General features: G+C 48.9%; 24 protein-coding genes and 1 pseudogene. 9 read left to right on the plus strand and 16 right to left on the minus strand.

Annotated elements, in window-relative coordinates:
- Window positions 1-69: 69 nt before the first annotated feature.
- From JXR92_RS09190 to JXR92_RS09200, 3 genes and pseudogenes are all read right to left on the minus strand, one after another.
- Window positions 70-696, minus strand: a complete 627-nt coding sequence (locus tag JXR92_RS09190; protein ID WP_005826441.1) for a hypothetical protein — start codon at window positions 694-696, stop codon at window positions 70-72.
- Between the two features lie 86 nt (window positions 697-782).
- Window positions 783-923: pseudogene (locus tag JXR92_RS09195) on the minus strand (sodium:alanine symporter); the annotation flags it as partial.
- A 291-nt stretch (window positions 924-1,214) separates the two neighbouring features.
- The gene (locus JXR92_RS09200; protein WP_117966195.1) at window positions 1,215-1,856 is read right to left on the minus strand and encodes an AlbA family DNA-binding domain-containing protein; all 642 of its coding nucleotides are present in this window, start codon (window positions 1,854-1,856) and stop codon (window positions 1,215-1,217) included.
- A 149-nt stretch (window positions 1,857-2,005) separates the two neighbouring features.
- Here JXR92_RS09200 and JXR92_RS09205 point away from each other — a divergent pair, with 149 nt between their 5' ends.
- From JXR92_RS09205 to JXR92_RS09215, 3 genes are all read left to right on the plus strand, one after another.
- Window positions 2,006-2,182: a histone H1 gene (locus JXR92_RS09205; RefSeq protein ID WP_005826447.1), complete on the plus strand. Its 177-nt coding sequence runs from the start codon at window positions 2,006-2,008 to the stop codon at window positions 2,180-2,182.
- Window positions 2,183-2,276: 94 nt separating this feature from the next.
- The gene (locus JXR92_RS09210) at window positions 2,277-3,542 is read left to right on the plus strand and encodes a putative DNA modification/repair radical SAM protein (protein ID WP_138344782.1); all 1,266 of its coding nucleotides are present in this window, start codon (window positions 2,277-2,279) and stop codon (window positions 3,540-3,542) included.
- Window positions 3,539-4,312, plus strand: a complete 774-nt coding sequence (locus JXR92_RS09215; RefSeq protein ID WP_117966192.1) for a TIGR03915 family putative DNA repair protein — start codon at window positions 3,539-3,541, stop codon at window positions 4,310-4,312. Before JXR92_RS09210 ends, JXR92_RS09215 begins: the two co-directional genes overlap by 4 nt.
- Before the next feature lie 83 nt (window positions 4,313-4,395).
- Here JXR92_RS09215 and JXR92_RS09220 read toward each other — a convergent pair whose 3' ends face one another.
- The 4 genes from JXR92_RS09220 to JXR92_RS09235 are packed head-to-tail and all read right to left on the minus strand — an operon-like array spanning window position 4,396 to window position 8,463.
- A complete protein-coding gene (locus JXR92_RS09220) occupies window positions 4,396-5,376 on the minus strand; it encodes a lytic transglycosylase domain-containing protein (RefSeq protein ID WP_138344784.1) in 981 nt (326 codons plus the stop codon).
- 42 nt (window positions 5,377-5,418) lie between these two features.
- Window positions 5,419-6,144, minus strand: a complete 726-nt coding sequence (locus JXR92_RS09225; protein WP_117966186.1) for an SDR family NAD(P)-dependent oxidoreductase — start codon at window positions 6,142-6,144, stop codon at window positions 5,419-5,421.
- A 12-nt stretch (window positions 6,145-6,156) separates the two neighbouring features.
- On the minus strand, window positions 6,157-6,567 hold the full coding sequence (locus JXR92_RS09230) for a secondary thiamine-phosphate synthase enzyme YjbQ (protein ID WP_117966183.1): 411 nt from the start codon (window positions 6,565-6,567) through the stop codon (window positions 6,157-6,159).
- Window positions 6,568-6,570: 3 nt separating this feature from the next.
- Window positions 6,571-8,463: a PAS domain-containing sensor histidine kinase gene (locus JXR92_RS09235; RefSeq protein WP_138344786.1), complete on the minus strand. Its 1,893-nt coding sequence runs from the start codon at window positions 8,461-8,463 to the stop codon at window positions 6,571-6,573.
- Window positions 8,464-8,675: 212 nt separating this feature from the next.
- Here JXR92_RS09235 and JXR92_RS09240 point away from each other — a divergent pair, with 212 nt between their 5' ends.
- The 3 genes from JXR92_RS09240 to JXR92_RS09250 are packed head-to-tail and all read left to right on the plus strand — an operon-like array spanning window position 8,676 to window position 10,118.
- Window positions 8,676-9,422: an SGNH/GDSL hydrolase family protein gene (locus tag JXR92_RS09240; protein ID WP_117600685.1), complete on the plus strand. Its 747-nt coding sequence runs from the start codon at window positions 8,676-8,678 to the stop codon at window positions 9,420-9,422.
- Between the two features lie 22 nt (window positions 9,423-9,444).
- Complete coding sequence (locus JXR92_RS09245) at window positions 9,445-9,909, plus strand: MaoC family dehydratase (RefSeq protein WP_005826461.1); 465 nt, start codon at window positions 9,445-9,447, stop codon at window positions 9,907-9,909.
- A 2-nt stretch (window positions 9,910-9,911) separates the two neighbouring features.
- Window positions 9,912-10,118 (plus strand): hypothetical protein, encoded by a 207-nt coding sequence (locus JXR92_RS09250; protein WP_009036627.1) that lies wholly within the window; start codon window positions 9,912-9,914, stop codon window positions 10,116-10,118.
- Here the strand turns inward: JXR92_RS09250 and JXR92_RS09255 are convergent.
- The 3 genes from JXR92_RS09255 to JXR92_RS09265 are packed head-to-tail and all read right to left on the minus strand — an operon-like array spanning window position 10,064 to window position 11,196.
- A complete protein-coding gene (locus tag JXR92_RS09255; protein ID WP_117600686.1) occupies window positions 10,064-10,420 on the minus strand; it encodes a nitrous oxide-stimulated promoter family protein in 357 nt (118 codons plus the stop codon). The genes JXR92_RS09250 and JXR92_RS09255 overlap by 55 nt on opposite strands.
- 2 nt (window positions 10,421-10,422) lie before the next feature.
- Window positions 10,423-10,701, minus strand: a complete 279-nt coding sequence (locus JXR92_RS09260; protein ID WP_117600687.1) for a zinc ribbon domain-containing protein — start codon at window positions 10,699-10,701, stop codon at window positions 10,423-10,425.
- Window positions 10,702-10,737: 36 nt separating this feature from the next.
- Window positions 10,738-11,196, minus strand: coding sequence for a GNAT family N-acetyltransferase (locus JXR92_RS09265; RefSeq protein ID WP_005835863.1), 459 nt, complete (start codon window positions 11,194-11,196; stop codon window positions 10,738-10,740).
- Between the two features lie 145 nt (window positions 11,197-11,341).
- Here JXR92_RS09265 and JXR92_RS09270 point away from each other — a divergent pair, with 145 nt between their 5' ends.
- Genes JXR92_RS09270 through nfo form a run of 3 tightly spaced genes read left to right on the plus strand, consistent with a single transcriptional unit; the run spans window position 11,342 to window position 13,047 of the window.
- A complete protein-coding gene (locus JXR92_RS09270; RefSeq protein ID WP_005835865.1) occupies window positions 11,342-11,824 on the plus strand; it encodes a PepSY-like domain-containing protein in 483 nt (160 codons plus the stop codon).
- A gap of 58 nt (window positions 11,825-11,882) precedes the next feature.
- A complete protein-coding gene (locus JXR92_RS09275) occupies window positions 11,883-12,200 on the plus strand; it encodes an MGMT family protein (protein ID WP_117600689.1) in 318 nt (105 codons plus the stop codon).
- Window positions 12,201-12,204: 4 nt separating this feature from the next.
- Window positions 12,205-13,047, plus strand: coding sequence for a deoxyribonuclease IV (nfo, locus tag JXR92_RS09280; RefSeq protein ID WP_138344788.1), 843 nt, complete (start codon window positions 12,205-12,207; stop codon window positions 13,045-13,047).
- A gap of 4 nt (window positions 13,048-13,051) precedes the next feature.
- On the opposite strand, the gene JXR92_RS09285 is transcribed toward nfo, so the two are convergent.
- The 6 genes from JXR92_RS09285 to JXR92_RS09310 all read right to left on the minus strand — a co-directional run bounded on the left by JXR92_RS09285 (window position 13,052) and on the right by JXR92_RS09310 (window position 19,154).
- Entirely contained in the window at window positions 13,052-13,441 is a 390-nt protein-coding gene (locus tag JXR92_RS09285) for a VOC family protein (protein ID WP_138344790.1), read from the minus strand.
- Between the two features lie 71 nt (window positions 13,442-13,512).
- Window positions 13,513-15,141: an RluA family pseudouridine synthase gene (locus tag JXR92_RS09290; protein ID WP_165491393.1), complete on the minus strand. Its 1,629-nt coding sequence runs from the start codon at window positions 15,139-15,141 to the stop codon at window positions 13,513-13,515.
- A gap of 71 nt (window positions 15,142-15,212) precedes the next feature.
- Entirely contained in the window at window positions 15,213-15,863 is a 651-nt protein-coding gene (aat, locus tag JXR92_RS09295; protein WP_117600691.1) for a leucyl/phenylalanyl-tRNA--protein transferase, read from the minus strand.
- A 4-nt stretch (window positions 15,864-15,867) separates the two neighbouring features.
- Window positions 15,868-18,108, minus strand: coding sequence for an AAA family ATPase (locus JXR92_RS09300; protein WP_117600692.1), 2,241 nt, complete (start codon window positions 18,106-18,108; stop codon window positions 15,868-15,870).
- Between the two features lie 12 nt (window positions 18,109-18,120).
- Complete coding sequence (locus JXR92_RS09305) at window positions 18,121-18,432, minus strand: ATP-dependent Clp protease adaptor ClpS (protein WP_005826483.1); 312 nt, start codon at window positions 18,430-18,432, stop codon at window positions 18,121-18,123.
- Between the two features lie 32 nt (window positions 18,433-18,464).
- Window positions 18,465-19,154 (minus strand): glycine zipper 2TM domain-containing protein, encoded by a 690-nt coding sequence (locus JXR92_RS09310; protein WP_120130300.1) that lies wholly within the window; start codon window positions 19,152-19,154, stop codon window positions 18,465-18,467.
- Window positions 19,155-19,173 lie beyond the last annotated feature (19 nt).

The raw sequence follows: 19,173 nt of genomic DNA on the forward strand, positions 1-19,173 counted from the left end.
TAACAAAAAAAAGCGGGAAATTTCTTTCCCGCCTTCTTGTTTCTAAAGTTCTTTAGAATTCTTTTTCTTTTATTTCTCTTCGTTGGCTTTCTGTTTCGGTTCCTTTTTGGCCAGCATCACTACGTTGTAAACGTACTCGGTCATCCATTGTTCCGAATATCCCAGACGCTCTTTGTACTGGCGTACTGCCGCTGCCGTTTTGTGTACATCGTCCTTTTTCCATACGGTTTTTGTACAGACGTCGTGTACGGTTTTTTCGGTCATGCTGCGCAGTGCTCCCTTGAAGATGGAAGGCATGCGGAATTTCCACTGCATCAGGTTTCCCATCAGCATCATCAAGTCATTGGAGAAGCCTTGATACATAAAGAGATAACCTTGTACGTCGTTCTGCGTACGGCAGTGCTTCTTGACGGAAGTATCAATTTCCTTGAAGAAGTTTTCACTGATGCCGTAGTCCTGCATCAGCATCTTGCGCGAAGCGGCCTTTTCCGCTTGTCCCAGGCGGCCTCCCTGCGTGGGGATTTTGAACAGACGCTTGAAGTTGGCTACATCCGGCACAAAGCGGATATTGGTGATGCCCAGGTTGGCGGCTATTACAGACTGGAAGTAGACGCGTGTCAGTGACACGAAGTCTTCCACATTCTTCGAAGATACTTCTCCGGTATTCTTGTTGAATAGTTTGGCAAATAAACTCATATCAAATTACGAATTACTGATTACAAATTACAAGACCGCGGGTCATCCGGCGGTTCCGGCTGCAAAAGTACGAAATAAGTTGGTTATCACCAGCACTCTATGTCTTTTTCTACCTCTTTCAGGCGGTTCTTGGTGAAAACGGGGTCTTTGATACCGGCGCTTTTCTTTGTGCGGTAGTCTTCAAGCAGCCTGAAAGCGTATTTTCCGAGCAGGCTGATGGCAATAAGATATACTTTTCCTTGGCATCGCCTTTCCCGTCTGAGTCACCCAGCAGACGTACCATTTCCTTTATCATCCGGAACTGTACAAAGCGGGTTCTCAACGTAAACCATACGGTGCATCCCAATTTAGTAAAAAACTCACATAAAAAAAGTGCTATCCTCTGTCGTTATTCAAGGCTACCTCTGTCGTTAACTGAGATAGATACCTTGCAAGTTGATGATAACAACGTAGTATGAACTCGCATGCTGCAATTTGTACCATGGACAAATCTGGAAAACCTGACGGAATCTCCTTGCCTATTTCAGCCTGAAGTGAAATTTGTGTCCTTCAAACACCGGTTCCACTATGTCGTAACGAACAAACTTTGCCAGCAGATGTTCGGCGGCGCGTCGGGAAAGATGCGCCAGACGGCAGTAACGGTTCAGTGAAAGGCGGTCGTTTTCTTCCAGCAGATTGAGCAACAGTTGTTCCCGTTCGGTATATTCTATCAGTTCTCCTTTCGGACTTCCGCTTTGCTGCCAGACGCGCAGATGGACGGGAGTAGCCAGGATGTTTTCATCCTTGATGCGGAGATAAGCCAAGTATTTTCCTGTTTCGTCCTTGGCATATACCGGCTTCCGGTCACTTTCCTCGATTTGTACCACCAGCACACTGCGGCCTTCCACCAGATAGGTCTGCATGGTGTAGCTCACTTCGGGGCTGCAATAAAGTCCGGCAGCCGCTTCTATCATATATTGTTCTTCGTCCGAACGGACACCGGCAATTTTCCCGTTATCTTTCACTCCGATGAGCAGTTTTCCACCGTCTGTATTGGCAAAGGCTGAAAGGGTTTTGGCTATCTTGCGGGCGTCGGATATTTCGAACTTGAAATCCTGCTGTTGGTGCTCTCCTTCGGCTATGAGAGCGTGTATATATTCGGTGTCAGTAAGCGTTTTCATGCTTGCAAAAGTAGATAAAAAACGCGTAAGAGCCCCTTTTTGCGGCGATTTTACCGAATATTTCAAAAAAAATATCGTTTTTCTGCATTTATTTCAAGAAAGAATGTATTTTTGCCAGACATTATTAACGAAGTAATTTGAAAAGGATTATGAAAGAATTAGTTGAAAAAGTAGCTGCATTGTATGCAGACTTCTCAAAAGATGCAAATGCTCAGTTGGAAAACGGTAACAAGGCAGCAGGAACTCGCGCTCGTAAGGCTTCTTTGGAAATCGAAAAAGCTATGAAGGAATTCCGCAAAGCATCTTTGGAAGCTTCTAAGAAGTAAGAAAAAAAGCATATTTGATGCTGCGAAAGACTGCCACTGCTGGCGGTCTTTTTTGTTTTTGAAAAGTATTATTGCTACTTTTGACGCAGGTATTATGGATGAAAACGTTCTCAATAAATTGAAGATACTGGCAGAGTCGGCAAAGTATGACGTCTCTTGTTCCTCCAGTGGTACGGTGCGCTCCGGCAAGGCGGGTATGCTAGGGAACACTGTGGGTGGTTGGGGTATCTGTCACAGCTTTGCCGAGGACGGCCGTTGCATTTCCCTGCTCAAAGTGATGCTTACCAATTATTGCATCTACGACTGCGCCTACTGCATCAACCGCCGCAGCAACGACCTGCCGCGTGCCACGCTGTCGGTGACCGAGCTTGTGAACCTCACCATGGAGTTTTATCGCCGCAACTACATCGAAGGGCTTTTCCTGAGCAGTGGGGTGGTGCGCAATCCCGATTACACGATGGAGCGTCTGGTGCGTGTCGCCAAGGACCTCCGTACTATCCATCGTTTCAACGGATATATCCATCTGAAAAGCATTCCCGGCGCCAGCCGCGAACTGGTGAACGAGGCGGGGCTTTATGCCGACCGTCTCAGCGTCAATGTAGAAATACCGAAAGAGGAGAATCTGAAACTGCTTGCGCCGGAGAAAGACCATAAGAGTGTATATGCGCCGATGCGCTACATCCAGCAAGGGGTGCTGGAAAGTTCGGAAGAACGCAAGAAACACCGCCACGCTCCCCGTTTCGCTCCTGCCGGACAAAGCACACAGATGATAGTAGGCGCTACCGCCGAGACGGACAAGGATATTCTGTATCTTTCGTCAGCTCTCTACAAGGGGCCTACGATGCGGCGTGTCTACTATTCGGGCTATATTTCCGTCAATACCTACGATAAGCGCCTGCCGGCATTGAAACAGCCCCCTTTGGTGCGCGAAAACCGCCTTTACCAAGCTGACTGGCTGATGCGCTTCTATCAGTTCAAGGTGGAGGAAATAGTGGATGATGCCTATCCTGACCTTGATTTGGAGGTTGACCCCAAGCTGTCCTGGGCTTTGCGCCATCCCGAGCAGTTTCCGATTGATGTGAACAAGGCGGATTATGAGATGTTGCTCCGCGTGCCGGGCATCGGCGTGAAGTCTGCACGGCTGATAGTGGCTTCCCGGCGTTTCTCCAAGATAGGTTTCTACCAATTGAAGAAGATAGGGGTGGTGATGAAGAAGGCACAGTATTTCATTACCTGCTGTGAGTTGCCTATGCACACGGTCAACGAACTGACCCCACAGGGGGTACGCAGTCTGCTGCTGCCCAAGCCTGACCGTAAGAAGGTGGATGAGAGACAGTTGGTACTTAATTTTGAGGAATGAATATTTTTCTGTATGACCATACGTTTGAGGGATTGCTGACTTCCGTGTTCGAAGCCTATTCCCGCCGTACCTTTCCCGATGCGCTGCTTCAGGAAGGAGAGCCGCTTCCTTTGTTCTACGACGGGCTGTTTACCGTGGTGACCGATGAGGAGAAGGCTGGTCGTGTCTGGCGGGGATTGCAGAAGAAGCTGTCGTCTACGGCACTTGCTTGTCTGGCCCAGTGCTGGCTGGCCGAGGAGCCGGAAACTCCCATGCTCCTTTTCCGCTATATTCGCAAGGCAATAGATGCTCCTCGTTCCATTGAAACAAATTTTGCCGACCTTGATGTGCTGGAGTTCTCCCGTATGTGGAAGCGGGTGGATTGGGAGCGTATACGCCTGCTTCAGTTTGTCCGTTTCCAGAAAGCTGCAGACGGTACTTTCTTTGCGGCTGTCGAGCCCGAGAAGAATGCCCTTCCCCTGGTGACGGAGCATTTCAAGGACCGTTTTTCCGACCAGCGTTGGCTGATTTATGACATCAAACGCGCCTATGGATACTATTACGACTTGAAGGAGGTGCGCCAAGTGACTTTTGGTGAGGACAGCCGCGAAGGGCATCTTGTCACCGGCATGCTCGACGAAAGTCTGATGGACAAAGACGAACGGCTTTTCCAATCTCTCTGGAAAACCTATTTTAAGGCAATCTGCATCAAGGAACGCCTCAATCCCCGGAAGCACAAGCAGGACATGCCCGTGCGCTATTGGAAATATCTGACGGAGAAACAAGTTTAATGAAGAATAAGGAATGAAGAATGAAGAAATTAGCCGCGCTGTGGTACCGAATGGTAATTCTTCATTCCTCATCCTTCATCCTTTTAGTTGATAACCCAGTGCTTGTCGTGGGGTACTGTTTTCTTGGGGTCGTAATGCATTCCGTCCTGCGTAGGTATCTTCAGTGTATAAGTACGTCCGCTTTTATTCATCAGCGAGGTGTCTCGCAGCCAGGGGTTGGCATCTTTCAGTTGGGCATAGGTGATGCCTTTCCCTTTGGCGAACTGTGCCAGGTTGGCAATGCCCGTTGTGACGGTCACTTCCGTGTAGGGGATGGGCGGATAAAGATGTTCCCGTTTCAACAGAAAACCGTACTGTTGCGGATTGCTGATGACGGCTTTGGCTGCCAGCAGGCGAAACATGTAGCGTGAAGTTTCTTCTACCAGCCATAAGTCGACAGCCTGGTCTACCATTTGCTTCTGTAGCTGTGTGGAGATGCGTCCTTGCCCGGCATTGTAGGCAGCGGCTACGCACAGCCAGTTCCCGTATTTCTGATAGGCATCTTTTAGGTACTTGCAGGCTGCTTTGGTCTCTTTCTCGATATGGTATCGTTCGTCGATGTTGCTGTTCACCTCCAGTCCGAATTCGCGTCCGGTGGCAGGCATGAACTGCCATAGGCCGGCGGCACCCGCAGGCGATTTGGCAAGCGGGTTCAGGTTGCTTTCTATCACAGCGAGGTACTTGAAGTCATCGGGAAGGCCGTTGGCTTTTAGTATAGGCTCTATGACGGGGAAGTAGCGGTTGGCACGCTTCACCATGAGCATGGTGGTGGAGTGCATGTAGGTGAAGGACATCAGTTCGCGGTCCATACGTTCGCGGTGGTCGTAGCGAAGCAGGTCAATAGCTTGTCCGGCAAAAGTGATCTTGTCCGGTACGCTGGGGGAGGTTATGCAGTAGGGAACTTCGGATTTCACGGAATCGCGTTCGGGATTCAGCGTACTGCTGCCTGCGAGGAAGGGGAGGCTGGAACCAGCGCACAGTGCAATGGCAACGGTAAGCACGATATATTTTGAGTTTTTCTTCATGTCTGTATGCCTATTTCTGTTTGGAGACGTGAAGATACGAAATCAATTCGTTATAGGCAACCTTTCCCATAGCCATCGTGGAATCATACGCCAAAAAAACACCACTACCCGGTAGCGTCCGTCAATGACAACTACCCGTCTCTTTTCTCTTAAAGCCTTGATTATGTGCTGTGCTACACGGTCTGCTTTCATCAGCATCGGGTATTTTCCGCTTTTCAGTAAATCGGTGGCAACAAATCCCGGACGGATGTCGGTGAAGTGTATATCAAGATGCTGCATCCGGGCAAGTTGTGCCAGCGCTTCGATATAGGTATTCTGGAAGCGTTTGGTGGCAGAGTAGGCCGGTGCAACGCCCAGTCCTTTGGTACCTGCAATGGAGCTGATGACGGCAATATGCCCGGAGCCTCTTGTCTTGAAATAGTTGAAGGCGGCAGTCACCATGCGGGTAAATCCCTCTACATTGGTACGTGCCGTGTTCAGTTCGATGTCCGGTTGTAAGTCCCGGTTTTGATGTCCCACGCCGGAACTGAGGAAAAACAAGTCCATGCCTCCCAGCTTTTCTATCAGGTTATGGAGGTGTAGGGGCGCGGTCTCTTCCGTAACGTCCAGTTGTTCCGTGACTATCCGGTCGGGTGCGGTGGCTTGCAGAGCATGCAATGCCTCTTTCCTTCTGCCGGCAATGCCTATATGCCAGCCTTGCTGTACAAGTATCCTGGCTACTTCTTGTCCGATGCCTGAAGTGGCACCGATGATGATGGCTTTCTGCATGATGATAGGGGATTATCCGATGACGGTTGCTACAATTCTTCTTCCTCCGCCCCGATTGCGGAACTCGCAGAGATAGATGCCTTGCCAGATACCCATGTTCAGACGCCCATTGGTGATGGGGATGGTGAGGCTGGTTCCGCTGAGGGTTGCCTTGGCATGGGCGGGCATATCGTCATCGCCTTCGCATGTATGTTGGTAATAAGGTTCTCGTTCTTTTACGAGGCGGTTGAAGATGGCTTCCATATCTGTCTGTACGTCAGGGTCTGCATTCTCGTTGATGGTGAGGCCTGCGCTTGTATGCTTGATGAACAGATGCAGGATTCCGGCAGGCGGAAGCGGCGGAAGGTTGCGTATAATCTCCTCTGTCACCAGGTGAAAGCCACGTCGGCGAGGGGTCAGGGTAAATTCTTTCTGTGTGGTCATAAATCATTGTTTTTTGTTTGTTGTTAGGAATGGCCTTGTCCGGCAGGGCAGTTCCACGGTGAATGTGCTTCCCACTCTCATTGTCGAATTTACGGTAATCACTCCGTTCATTTTCTCAACGATGGATTTGCAGATGGAGAGTCCTAATCCGGCACCTTGGGCAAAGGAGTCCACCTTTTCGAACCGTTCGAATATCATTCCCAGTTTGTCGGGGGGAATACCGCATCCAGTATCGGAAACACTGATTCTTATGCCGTCTGTGTCCGTTTCGTAGTACACTTCGATATGTCCCTGCACGGTGTTTTTTAGTGCATTCGATATGAAGTTGTTCAGTATCTGTTTGATGCGCATAGGGTCGTGCTCTATCTGGCCGGGGGCTGTCGGATGCCTGGCAAAGAGTTTCACTTTTGCCGGAACGTTCCGTTCGTACTCGGTAATACTTTCCTCGATGAGTTCTGCCGGATTGAACCATTCGGAATGGAGCTCTATATGTCCGGCCTCTATCTTGGAAAGGTCCAGAACGTCGTTGATTAGTTTGAGCAACAGTTGGTTGTTGTGGTTTATCAAGGAGATGTACTGTTCCTTTTCCTGCTCGTTTTCCACGTAGTGCAGCAGGCTGGAGAAACCGATAATCGCATTTAGCGGCGTGCGGATTTCATGGCTCATATTGGCAAGGAAAGCGGATTTCAGCCGGTCTGCCTCTTCGGCCTTTTCCTTGGCTTGTATCAGCATTGCCTCCGTCTGCTTTAATTGGGTGATGTCGTAATTGATGCAGATAATCTCTATGATGTTCTGTTCAGGCATGTAGCGTTCTACAATGATGTTGACGTGGGTCCACATGAAAGAACCGTCTTCTTTAAGAACACGTACTTCCCGGCTGAGCTTGTGTGCCAGTCCTCTCTTTACGTTCTGTAGGAAGTCAAGCATGATAGTACGGTCGTCTGGGTGGAGATGATTGTAGGTTCCGATGATTTCGGACAACGGTGTTTCTGTTTTCTCACCCAAGTTCTTGTACCAGCTGCGTTGGGCATAGCCTTGCTCATTAAGAAGGTCATAATTGGCATATCCCACTTTGGCATAGTCACCTATAAGCTCAAAGTGGCTCTCGAACTCTTGTATTTTGTTGTAAGCGACGGTCGTTTCCGTTTTGTCTGCGTTGATTAGCAGATAGTTGGTCAGGTTGTGATTATCGTCGTAAAGGCTTGTGACTTTGGTTACAAGGTCTATGGTGCCCGTCTTCTTCTGTGTCTTGTAGTAATTGCCTATTTTAGAGAAGTCATACCGGAAAGTGAAGTCTGCATTTTCATGTTTTCTTAACTTACTTTTCATCTCTTCCGGGAAAATCGGATTCTCGAAAATATTGATTCCAAGTAGATCTTCTTTCTGTTTGAGATGGAACATTTCCTGCTCTTTGTCATTCATATCTATCAATATTCCCTCTCGGTTATAGAGCTCAATTCCTACCGGAAGATATTTATAAATATTATGGAGGAGACGGTTACGCTCTTGTAAGGCTTGGGATGCCGATGACATGTCGGGACCGTCTTGTGTTTCGGCAATGCCGTAGATTTTGACATTATCGTTTTCGTCGGTTCTCTGTAGGCATACCTTGCTTCTTATCCACGTTGGACCCTCTACTGTGTTGAGCAGATATACAGTCTCTTGTGCCTGCCGGATATTGTTGAAGGAATGTGTGGTAGTATGCCGTTGTTCCTCTTTCAGAATACGTTTGTTGAAATCTTTAAAGCTGATGGTTCCATTCTCATCCAGTCCCAGCAACCGGGAGATATATCCGGAGCAAATGTAACTTTCGGTCTTTAAATCAGCTTCCCACCATCCCATATTGGCATTGGTCATCATTGCTGACAGTAAGTCATAATCAAATTTAGAATTCATACCGGAATCTTTAATAGTGGTGTTTTTGTTCTGTCACAACAATTAAGATATTGACAAAGATACATTATTTCCAAATTAATATGTGATGAACGGAAATAAAAATAAGGGTTATATGTGTTTTGGGGAAATGGGAAAAAGGTACCCGAGTTTTTGTACTTGCCGGAATAAGACGTATATTTGTTGCAATTTTTACATCTTAACAAGAAAATGCCATGAAGCGTATTGGACTCTTTGTAATAGTTTTTTTCTGCATATCACTCTTACTCCATGCAAGCGGCCCGCGTGTCTTGTTTATCGGAGATTCTATCACGGACGGTAACTGGGGGAATGCCTGTGGGATGCCCAAACCGACTGCGGAGCGAAGTCTTTGGGATATGAACCATATTTATGGTAGCGGCTATATGTATTTGTGTGCAAGTCATTATCAAGGAGATTTCCCGGAAAAGGAATATGCTTTTTTTAATCGTGGCATCAGTGGAAACACTCTCAGGGATTTGGAGAAACGCTGGGAAGAGGATGTCATTGGAATGAAACCGGATGTGCTTTCCGTCTTGGTGGGGACAAACGATGTACATTACTATCTGCAGGGTGACAAAAAAGAGCCTTTTGATTTTGAAGGATGGGAGAAATGTTACCGTTCCTTGCTTGACCGTTCTTTGCAGGTCAATCCGGAATTGAAGATAGTGCTGGGCGCTCCTTTTGTTGCCAATGTCGGCAATATGCGCAAGAGTGGGGATTTTGCAGAACGTGACAGTCTGGTACGTCGCTGTGCCGCCATCGTAGAGAGGATAGCGAAAGACTATCAGACGGTATTTCTTCCTTATAATGCGATGTTCGATGAAATTCTCGGCACTGCTCCGGCTTCTCAAGACACCTATTGGATTTGGGACGGTATCCACCCCACTCCTGCAGGGCATAAACGAATGGCTGATATGTGGATAAAGCGCGTGAATTTATAATTTATCAATAAAATAGAGAGTAATGGAAAAAGTGATTATCAACTCGTACGAGGATTTTGAAAAGCTGGTAGGCCAGCAAATCGGTGTTTCGGAATATGTAGAGCTTCCTCAGGAGCGTATCAATCTGTTTGCTGATGCGACATTGGACCATCAATGGATACATGTCGATACGGAACGTGCCAAAGTGGAAAGTCCTTTTAAGAGCACCATTGCACATGGGTATCTCACCTTGTCCATGTTGCCATATCTGTGGAATCAGATTATTGAAGTGAACAACCTGAAGATGATGATTAATTATGGTATGGACAAGATGAAGTTCGGTCAGGCGGTATTGTCCGGACAGAGCATCCGGCTGGTTGCCCATTTACAATCTCTGTCGAATCTGCGCGGCGTGGCAAAGGCGGAAATAAAGTTTGCCATCGAGATACAAGGTGAAAAGAAGAAGGCACTGGAAGGGGTAGCTATATTTTTGTATTATTTCAATTGATTATGCGTAAGATGGTATGCCCTCAATGCAAAGTGGGGGCATTTTTTGTGATGAATGGACAAGGTGAGCGCCTGCCGGTCTATATCTCTGACAAAGGCGAGATTGTGCCTAAAGACAGCACCTCTTCATTGGAAGGATACGACCTGGATACGGTTTATTGTTTGTGCTGTTCCTGGCGCGGGACTCCGAAGCGTTTGGTGAGATACTGATGGACATACTCCTGCCACAAATGGCAGAGTGCCGCTACGGGATGATATAACAGCATCCGTGGTCCGGCATACCGCATGACTTCACGCATCCGTTCTTTCATTTTGGGCTTGTAGCAGTGAATGCTGCATTGCCTGCAGGTGGATTTATTCTCACCGAAAGGACAGCGTGAAAGACGAGTGCGGGCATACCCCAGCAGTTCCTCGCATTGGGGACACAATTGCTTGTTACCTTCCTTTTTCCGGCAGTAGAGGCGGACCATCCGTTCTACTGTCCGTTTTTCCTGCTCGATACGGGACGGCATGTTTATTGTTTGGACTGCCAGCGTTTCAAGGTCGGGAAGAATTCTTTCATACCGGCAATGGCTTCCTCTTTAGTGAAATTCATTCCGGAATTCTTGTTGAATTCGTCGGTGAACTGTGCACAGTGTTCTATCATTTCGTCCATAGTGCAGTCTTGTGCAAAATTGCCGTGCTGGTAGCAATAGGTGCAATATTCCTCGTTGAGGCTACCGTCGGCATTGGTTCCGAGTACTTCTGCAGATGACAAGGGCATTCCGCAGCTTTGGCAAAGTTTAGCTTCCATAATGTGTGGAGTTAAGTGATATGCAAATATAGGATATTATTTTGGTTGAAGCGTCCTTTTCAGATAAATCATGTCTTTCAGTTGCTTGCCTCCTTCAAATATGGGGTGGTCGTAATTATCGATAAAGAAATCGGGTACCCGGTGTGAGTATGCAAATCCGCAGCTTTCATAGAAGGGGATGGTTAGCGGACTGTCTCCAGTGCCGACAAGCATAGTATGGCACCGGTCTTTATAATGTTCAAGAACGAATGCTATCAGTTGTCTTCCATATCCCTGGCGCTGGTATTCCGGATAGACAGCTATGCTCTTTATTTCGTAGATTCCTTTATCCTCGCAGGTGATTACACAAGACGCTTTGACTGTATCATTATCGGATAGGATGAACATCTCTCCCCGTTCCAGATAACGGTCAATCATGGACTCTTGTTCGTCGGCAAGCAGCAGCAGGTCAAGATATTGCTTTTTGTTGCCGGATATGGGATGTATTCTTATCATATTTCTGAATTTCTGGTGTGAAGTTAGTCATTTTCTATTGAATTACAATGGATATCTCTTTTTAACTGTTGAATGGTTGAGAGTTGCCGGTGAACAAAATCTGCCATACGCCGTTCTTCTCATAATATGATAATCTGATGAAGTTATGAGTAAGTTGAAATTCTCTTTTCTGGTTTTGATGCTGATGGTATCAGTCTCGGCTTCTGCCGATTGGGCACCTGCTGATGTACAAGCTGCACTGAAGAAAATGTATCCTACGGCAGATGATGTTGCCTGGTCGCATGATGAATCTTATTATGTGGCAGATTTCCTGATGAACGGTTTTGATACGAAAGTCTGGTTTGACGGGCAGGCGCAATGGGTAATGCAACAGACGGACTGGGAGACAATGGACGAAGTGCCCCCTGCCGTTTACAATGCTTTTGCCGCCAGTGAATATTCCGGAGGGATGGTGCAGAATGTCACTTGGGTACAGTTTCCCAAATGGCAGTCCATCGTGGCGGTAGAGGTAGGGATGGCAAATCTCCAGACGAAATATCAGATATTGTTTACCCCGACGGGCGAAATCATCCGTGCCCGTAATGTCACCTATACATACAATCCGCTCGGCGCAGCCACTTTCTTGTAACGTCTGTTCGCATACCTGCTGAATTTATCATATCTTTGCCTTCCCAAACCAGACTTTTATGGACAAAGACACTTTTCAGCAGGAGGTTTATAATGTAGTGGCCGCAATCCCTCCGGGGCGGGTGGTGACGTACGGACAGATAGCCTATCTTGTCGGAAGACCTCAATGTTCGCGCGTGGTGGGACATGCTATGCACGATGTGCCCGACGGCATGTGTTTGCCCTGCCATCGGGTAGTGAACAGCCAGGGCAGGCTGGCACCGTGCTGGGCGGAACAGCGGGCTTTGCTGGAGGCAGAGGGCGTGACGTTCAGAAAGAATGGGTGTGTGGACATGAAAAAATGCCAGTGGGAATTCATGAAAGAGCAAATACAATAAGATTATGAAATTTATAGGTGCACATGTATCGGCCAGTGGGGGAGTGGAAGCGGCTCCCGTCAATGCCAGTGAGATAGGGGCAAATGCTTTTGCCTTGTTTACCAAGAACCAGCGTCAGTGGGTGGCAAGGCCGCTGACGGAGGAGAGTATCAGGGTGTTTAAGGAAAATTGCGGGAAGCTTGGCTTCGATTCCCGCTATATCCTGCCTCACGACAGTTATCTGATAAATTTAGGGCATCCCGAAGAAGAAGGGTTACAGAAAAGCCGTGCCGCTTTTCTGGATGAGATGCAGCGCTGCGAACAATTAGGGCTGAAGTTACTGAATTTTCATCCGGGCAGCCATCTGAATAAGATTTCCGTGGAAGAGTGTCTGGACAAGGTCGCTGAATCCATTAATCTTATATTGGGCAAGACGCACGATGTGGTGGCTGTCATAGAGAACACAGCCGGGCAGGGTAGCAATGTGGAAAACGAGTTCTGGCAGCTGGGACATATCATTGACCGGGTGGATGACAAGTCTCGCGTTGGAGTTTGCCTTGATACCTGCCACACGTATACAGCAGGCTATGATATAGTGAATGAGTATGACAAGGTGTTTGAGGAGTTTGACACAGCGGTAGGTTTCGGCTATCTGCGCGGTATACACCTGAATGACTCCAAGAAAGCACTCGGCTCCAGAGTAGACCGTCACGACAGCATCGGCAAGGGGCTGATAGGTATGGATTTCTTCCGGCGCTTTATGCAAGATGTGCGTTTTGACGGTATACCTATTATTTTGGAGACGCCCGATGAATCGCTTTGGGCAGAGGAGATAAAACTGTTGAGAAGCTTTGTCTCCTCTGATTGAGAGACTATGCCCTGAATACACATTCTATACGGTTGCCGTCCGGGTCGAGGACGACACTTTCAAAATATCCGTCGCCGGAGGTACGGGGCTCTCCTGCGATGGTATATCCCGCTGTGCGTAGCCGTTCTGTCTGTCGGAGGACAGCTTTCTGGCTGTCGAAGGCAAAGGCAAAGTGGGTCAGTCCCAGTCTGTTTTCCTCAATAGGGGTATTCTGTATGTCTGTACGGCTCATCAGTTCCAAATCCGTTCCTTCATCGAAGTGAAGGAAATAAGATTCGAATCCTTTTTGGGGGTTGATGTACTTTTCATTGCTGCTCCCGTTGAAGTAACAGGTGTAGAACTCTTTCATCTCTTCCAGTCGGAAGGTCCAGATGGTGATATGATGTATTCTCATGAGTCTGATTATTATGGTTTATAGGATCATCATTTATTGTATTACTTTGCTGATTATAAATCAGCAGACGGTCAGAATTCGGCTTCTTTGGTAATCTTTAGGGTTTCTCCCGTGATAGGATGGGTAAATTCCAAATACTCGGCATGCAGATAAAGCCGTTCTGCTTTCTTCCCGTAAAGTTCATCACCGATGATGGGGCAGTGCAAGCCAAGCGGGTGTGCTGCATGTATACGTAGCTGATGGGTTCTTCCCGTGCGCGGATAGAAAGCGATACGGGTCCGCTTTCCGTCCAGACGTTCCAGAACTTGATAATCGGTGATGGCGGGCTTCCCGTGTTCGGTGTGTACCATTTGCCGTGGGCGGTCAAGTGGATTCAGGCAAAGCGGGAGGTCGACCGTACCTTTGTCCTCTGGGACGATACCTTCGAGCAGTGCGACATAACGTTTCCTGACCAGGCGGTTCTTGAATTGGGCTTGAAGGTTCTGGTGTACGCGCTTGCTCTTGGCAATGAGCATTAAACCGGAAGTGCCCATGTCGAGACGATGTACCGTCAGGGGACCGTCAGCTTCGGGATATTGCCTGCGCATCAGGCTATAGACGGAGACTGCATCTTCCTTGCCGGGAACAGACAGCATTCCTGCCGGTTTGTTGATGACCGAAAGCCATGGGTCCTCATAAACAATCTCCAAATTTTGGGAGGGTACCTGCATTCTTTTCAACATGGGGTTTTCCTCTACTTGTAGACCTTGCAGCATGTGTTGCAGTATAGGTTCGCACTTTCCTTTGCAAGCCGGATAATAGTGGCCGTGATGGCGTATCTCTGTCTTGGGGGAATCACCCCACCAGAACTCGGCCATGGCAATAGGTTTCCATCCGTGCAGATAAGCTTGTTGCAGCAGTTTGGGGGCTGCGCATTCACCCGCACCGGCAGGAGGTGTCTTGTGCACGGTCTGCCCGAATATCTCACAGAGATTCTTGACTTCTCCCCGGTAGTTCAGCATCCCGAACTGTTCGAATAGCTTTTGCTGCAATGCTGCAGAGCGGGTTTTACGTTCAGACTTCAATGCTGAAATCCGTCTTTCCCAGTCTTCTGTCTGCGTTTGTAGTGTGGTAATCCTTGCTTTCCATGAACGTTCCAGACGTTTATATTCCGCCTTTTGGAACTGGCTTTCCCGTATCAGTTCGGCTTCTTCCTGCGCATTGAGTTCTTTTTCTTTTCTGCGCTGTTCTCTGGCTGTTTTGGCTTCTTTCAACTGTGCTTTGGCTGTTGCCAGTATGTCTTCTGCCGACCGGATGGTTCGGGCAAGCTCTGCTGATAAGGCAGCATATGCTTTGTCATTTTCCAGTTGCCGGATGTTGCGGTTGATGGAAGATATGTTTTCTTCTTCTATCTTGAAAAAGCCTTGTGGCTGTAGCAAGTCATATACGGGAGGAACAAAAAAGGAGTGTAGGTTCTTTCCGGCCAATATGCCTGAGAATGCGGCTAAATATCCGGTTTCTCCATGCTCGGTCTGTACAATCAGCACCCCGAACATTTTGCCTTGGCGCAATTCGTCCTTCCATGCAGTTTGCCGGGTAAGATAGCTTTGTACTTCTTTGGCTGCCAATATACATAACGGGTGTGGAGTATAGCAGAAAGGATAGGTGAACCTTTCCGGAAGCGGAATGTCGGTTATGGGAGTAGTAAAACGGTGCAACATGATGTTGCAAAGATACTACTTTTCTCTTATAACGGCCGTTTGTACTGCAAATCTTTCTTTCGTTATTATTTTTAGAAGCGGTAGTCTTGTTCGATGTATGTCATATATTCGTCGTAACTGATGTGCCTGCCTCCCATTGTCTTGAGGTGAGGAGTTTCGAACTGGCAATCTATCATGACGCCTCCATGTTCCCTGAAGAATTGGGCAAGATGGATGAGGGCCAGCTTCGAGGCGCTGGGGACGAGTGAGAACATGCTCTCTCCAAAGAAACAACGTCCTAAGGTCACCCCGTACAGTCCGCCGACCAGTTGTTCTCCTTCCCATACTTCTACGCTGGCAGCGAGACCTTGCTCGTGAAGGTGCGTGTAGGCTTCCATCATCTTCTTTCCGAGCCAGGCTCCTTCCTGTTCCATCCGCAATTCTCCGCAGGTTTGTATGACGTCTTCGAAAGCCTCGTTGAAGGTGATTTCGTACTTTCCCTTGTTGATGAGCGTACGCATGGAGTGGGAGATATGGATTTCGTCCGGAAAGATGACGAAACGGTCCATCGGGCACCACCATTGTATCAGTTCTTCCCGAAATGCGTACCAGGGGAAGATGCCGTTGGAGTACGCCAGGATGAGGCGGTCAATGGATAGGTCACCGCCCACAGCGAGCAACCCGTCGGGGTCGCCGTAGTGAGGGTCGGGGAAAGCAAGTTTATCCGTCAGTTGAAAGACCATATCGTTATTCGGTTGCGGGTTGTAGTTTCAATGCTCCATTTTCCACTTGCACGCGGACTTTTCCTCCTGCCTTCAATGTACCGAACAGAATTTCGCGCATCAGCAAGGGTTTCAAGTGGGCGGCTATCACGCGGTCCATCTCCCGGGCGCCGTATTCGGGGATAAAACCCCGTTGGAGCAGCCATTCGTGTGCTTCCTGGCTCAATACCATTTCCACCTGACGGGAGGACAGTTTGCTGCCCAGTTCTCCGAGTTTCTTGTCAAGGATAAGTGATGCCATCGGGCGGTCCATGTCGTGGAAGACCACCGTGGCAGAGAGGCGGTTGATGAATTCGGGCTTAAAGGTTTTTTTGACTTGTTTCAGCATGGCTTCTCCGGCGGTGACCTGACTGTTGAAGCCGATGGACGCTTGGCGGGCATATTGTGCTCCGGCATTGGAGGTCATGATGAGGACCACGTGTCGGCAGTCGGCTTTCCGCCCTTTGTTGTCGGTCAGTACGGCATAGTCCATTACTTGCAGCAGGATGTTGAATACGTCGGGATACGCTTTTTCTATTTCGTCGAGCAGCAACACGCAGTTTGGAGTCTTGCGTATGGCGTCGGTCAGCAGGCCGCCGTCCTCGTAACCCACATAGCCGGCAGGCGAGCCAATCAGTTTGGCTACGGTATGCTTTTCGGTATATTCGCTCATGTCGAAACGTTGCAGGGCGATGCCCAGCTCGGCGGCGAGCACTTTGGCAACCTCGGTCTTTCCTACTCCGGTGGGACCTACAAAGAGCAGGCTTGCCATCGGTTTGTTTTCGTCCAGTAGCCCGGCTTTGGACATTTGCACAGCTTCCACCACCTGACGGACGGCTTCTTCCTGCCCGTAGATGTGGGAACTGATGCGTTCGTGCAGGCTTTCCAAGGCGACGGTGTCGTCCTCTTTCATGGCGAGGGCATTGACCTTGCAGGTACGTGCCAGTATGTCGGTTATCAGTGCCTTGTCCACGGTCTGTTCTCCGGAGTCTGTGGGATGTATTTCCCGGTAAGCTCCTGCTTCGTCCACCAGGTCGATGGCTTTGTCGGGCAGGAAACGGTCGCTGATGTAGCGGGCGCTTGCCTTTACGGCGTAGGGGATGACGTCGGGCTCGTAGGTGACGCCGTGGTAGGTTTCGTATTTCTCTTTCAGGCCTTCTACGATATGTATGGCTTCTTCAATGCTCGGTTCCAGTATGTCTATCTGCTGGAAGCGGCGTACCAGTCCCTTGCTGCGTGCGAAGTAGCGGTTGTACTCGTCGTAGGTGGTGGAACCGATGAAACGTATTGCCCCGGTTTCCAGATAGGGTTTCAGCATGTTGGAGGCATCCATGGAGCCTTCACCCGTGCGTCCAGCGCCTATCAGGTTGTGTATCTCGTCAATGTAGATGATGGCGTGTCCTTCACGTCCGATACCTTCCATGATACTTTTCAGCCGCTTCTCGAAATCGCCGCGATATTGTGTGCCTGCCAGTAGACTGCCCAAGTCCAGCTCATAAATGCGGAAGCCGGCAAGCCGTTCGGGGACGTTGCCCGCTTCGATACGGGCGGCAAGCCCATAGGCAAGGGCTGTTTTGCCTACACCGGGTTCGCCCACATGCAACGGGTTGTTCTTTTCTTTGCGGCAGAGCACTTGTATGGTTCGCTCCAACTCCATCTCCCTGCCGATAAGCGGGTTGTGGCCTGCCAGATGGTCGTTGAGGCAGGTCACGTAGTTACGCCACGCTTCTGTTTTCTCTTGTTCATCGGGAGATGGCGTATCGCCTGCTTCTTCTGCCAGCTCCGCTTCTTCGTAGTGGGTAATGAGCAGACTGAGGAATTCGGACAGGTCGCCGCCGACTGCTTCCTTTAGGAAATGGCATGCCCAGGAATCTTCCAGTTGCAGCAAGCCTTGTATCAGATGGGGAACACCCAGCTCTTCGGCGCTGGAATACTCTGTCACCATATAGGCATGTTGCAGGAGTGAACTGAGCTGGACGGAAAGTCCCAACTCGTATTCCACATTGTCGGGGATAGTTTCCACTTCTTCCGTCAGATAGTTTTCCAGTGAGATGCTGAGCTCCACATAATTGTAGAAGGTATCTTGCAGGGTGTTGATAAAGGGTTCCTGTTCCAGAATGGCGCTCAGCAGATGTTCGGGCATGATGAACTCGTGCCGGTAAGACTCGGCTTTTCTTTGTGCGGAAGCGAATGCTTGGTTTACGAATATCGTATTTTTTATATCCATATTGTTTCTTTCTTATTCTTCTTCCTCCGGGGTGACGGTGAGCCGGAGGGGGAAACCTTCATTGCGTGCCATGCGGGTGGCTTTCTGTACTTTGGAGTGGGCGATGTCGTATGAGTAGATGCCCACTACCGCGGAGTTGCTCTTGTGCACCTGCAGCATCAGTGTTTCCGCTTCTGCCGATGATTTGTAAAAGACGGTGGTGAGTACCTTTACCACAAACTCCATGGTGGTGAAGTCATCATTGTAGATGGTGACTTTGAAGCGTCGGGGTTCCCGTAATTCTATGCGTTCTTTTTCTTTGAAAGAAGATTGCTGTTGTTCCATTTCTTTTTAAAAACTACTGTTAAGACATTGTTCTACCGTTGTGTGGGCAACGAAAACTCCTGCCAGTCATATTCGTCCCCATACTCGTCGGCTATGGCTATGCGTATGGTGACGTTACCCGTCTTTATCCGTTCTCCGGCACTGATGTTGGCGGTGTATTTCACACCGTTGTGCGGAGTTATTTGCTCTATCATGACCGACGGTGATATGTAAATGCGCTTCATGCCCGTGGTTTCCGCCACCACCGGCACTACATTGTAGGCTGTTTTGTTTCCTTCATTCATGATTTCAAAAATCACTTTACAGTTTTCGCCCGAATTGATGACGTGGTCGCGGCTGTTGTCAATGAAACGTATATTCCGTATCCTCAAGTGGTCGATGGCCGATGCTTGCGGCTGTCTTCCGGATTGCGGGGGATAGGGCTGTGTCCTTTCTATCCGGTAGCTGTACTCCTCCTGCTTTTGGGGGGCTGTGGCTGCATTGGCAATGGCAGCTCCCGCAATGGTCCCTATGATGGTGCCGATGGCAGAACCCCGGTATCCTCCTCGCCAGCCTCCGTTACTGTCACCTATCAGCCCGCCGATGGCACCGCCTACATTGCTTCCGATGGCAGCTCCTGCAAGCACTGCGTTAGGGTCGCCTGCAGCCATCTGGCTTGTGCCGCATCCGCTGAGGATGATGGTTGCTGCCAGGATTCCTATAAAAGACTTTTTCATGTTCATATCCTATAATTATTATGTT

Source organism: Bacteroides parvus (assembly GCF_017309675.2).
Taxonomy (GTDB): domain Bacteria; phylum Bacteroidota; class Bacteroidia; order Bacteroidales; family Bacteroidaceae; genus Bacteroides; species Bacteroides uniformis.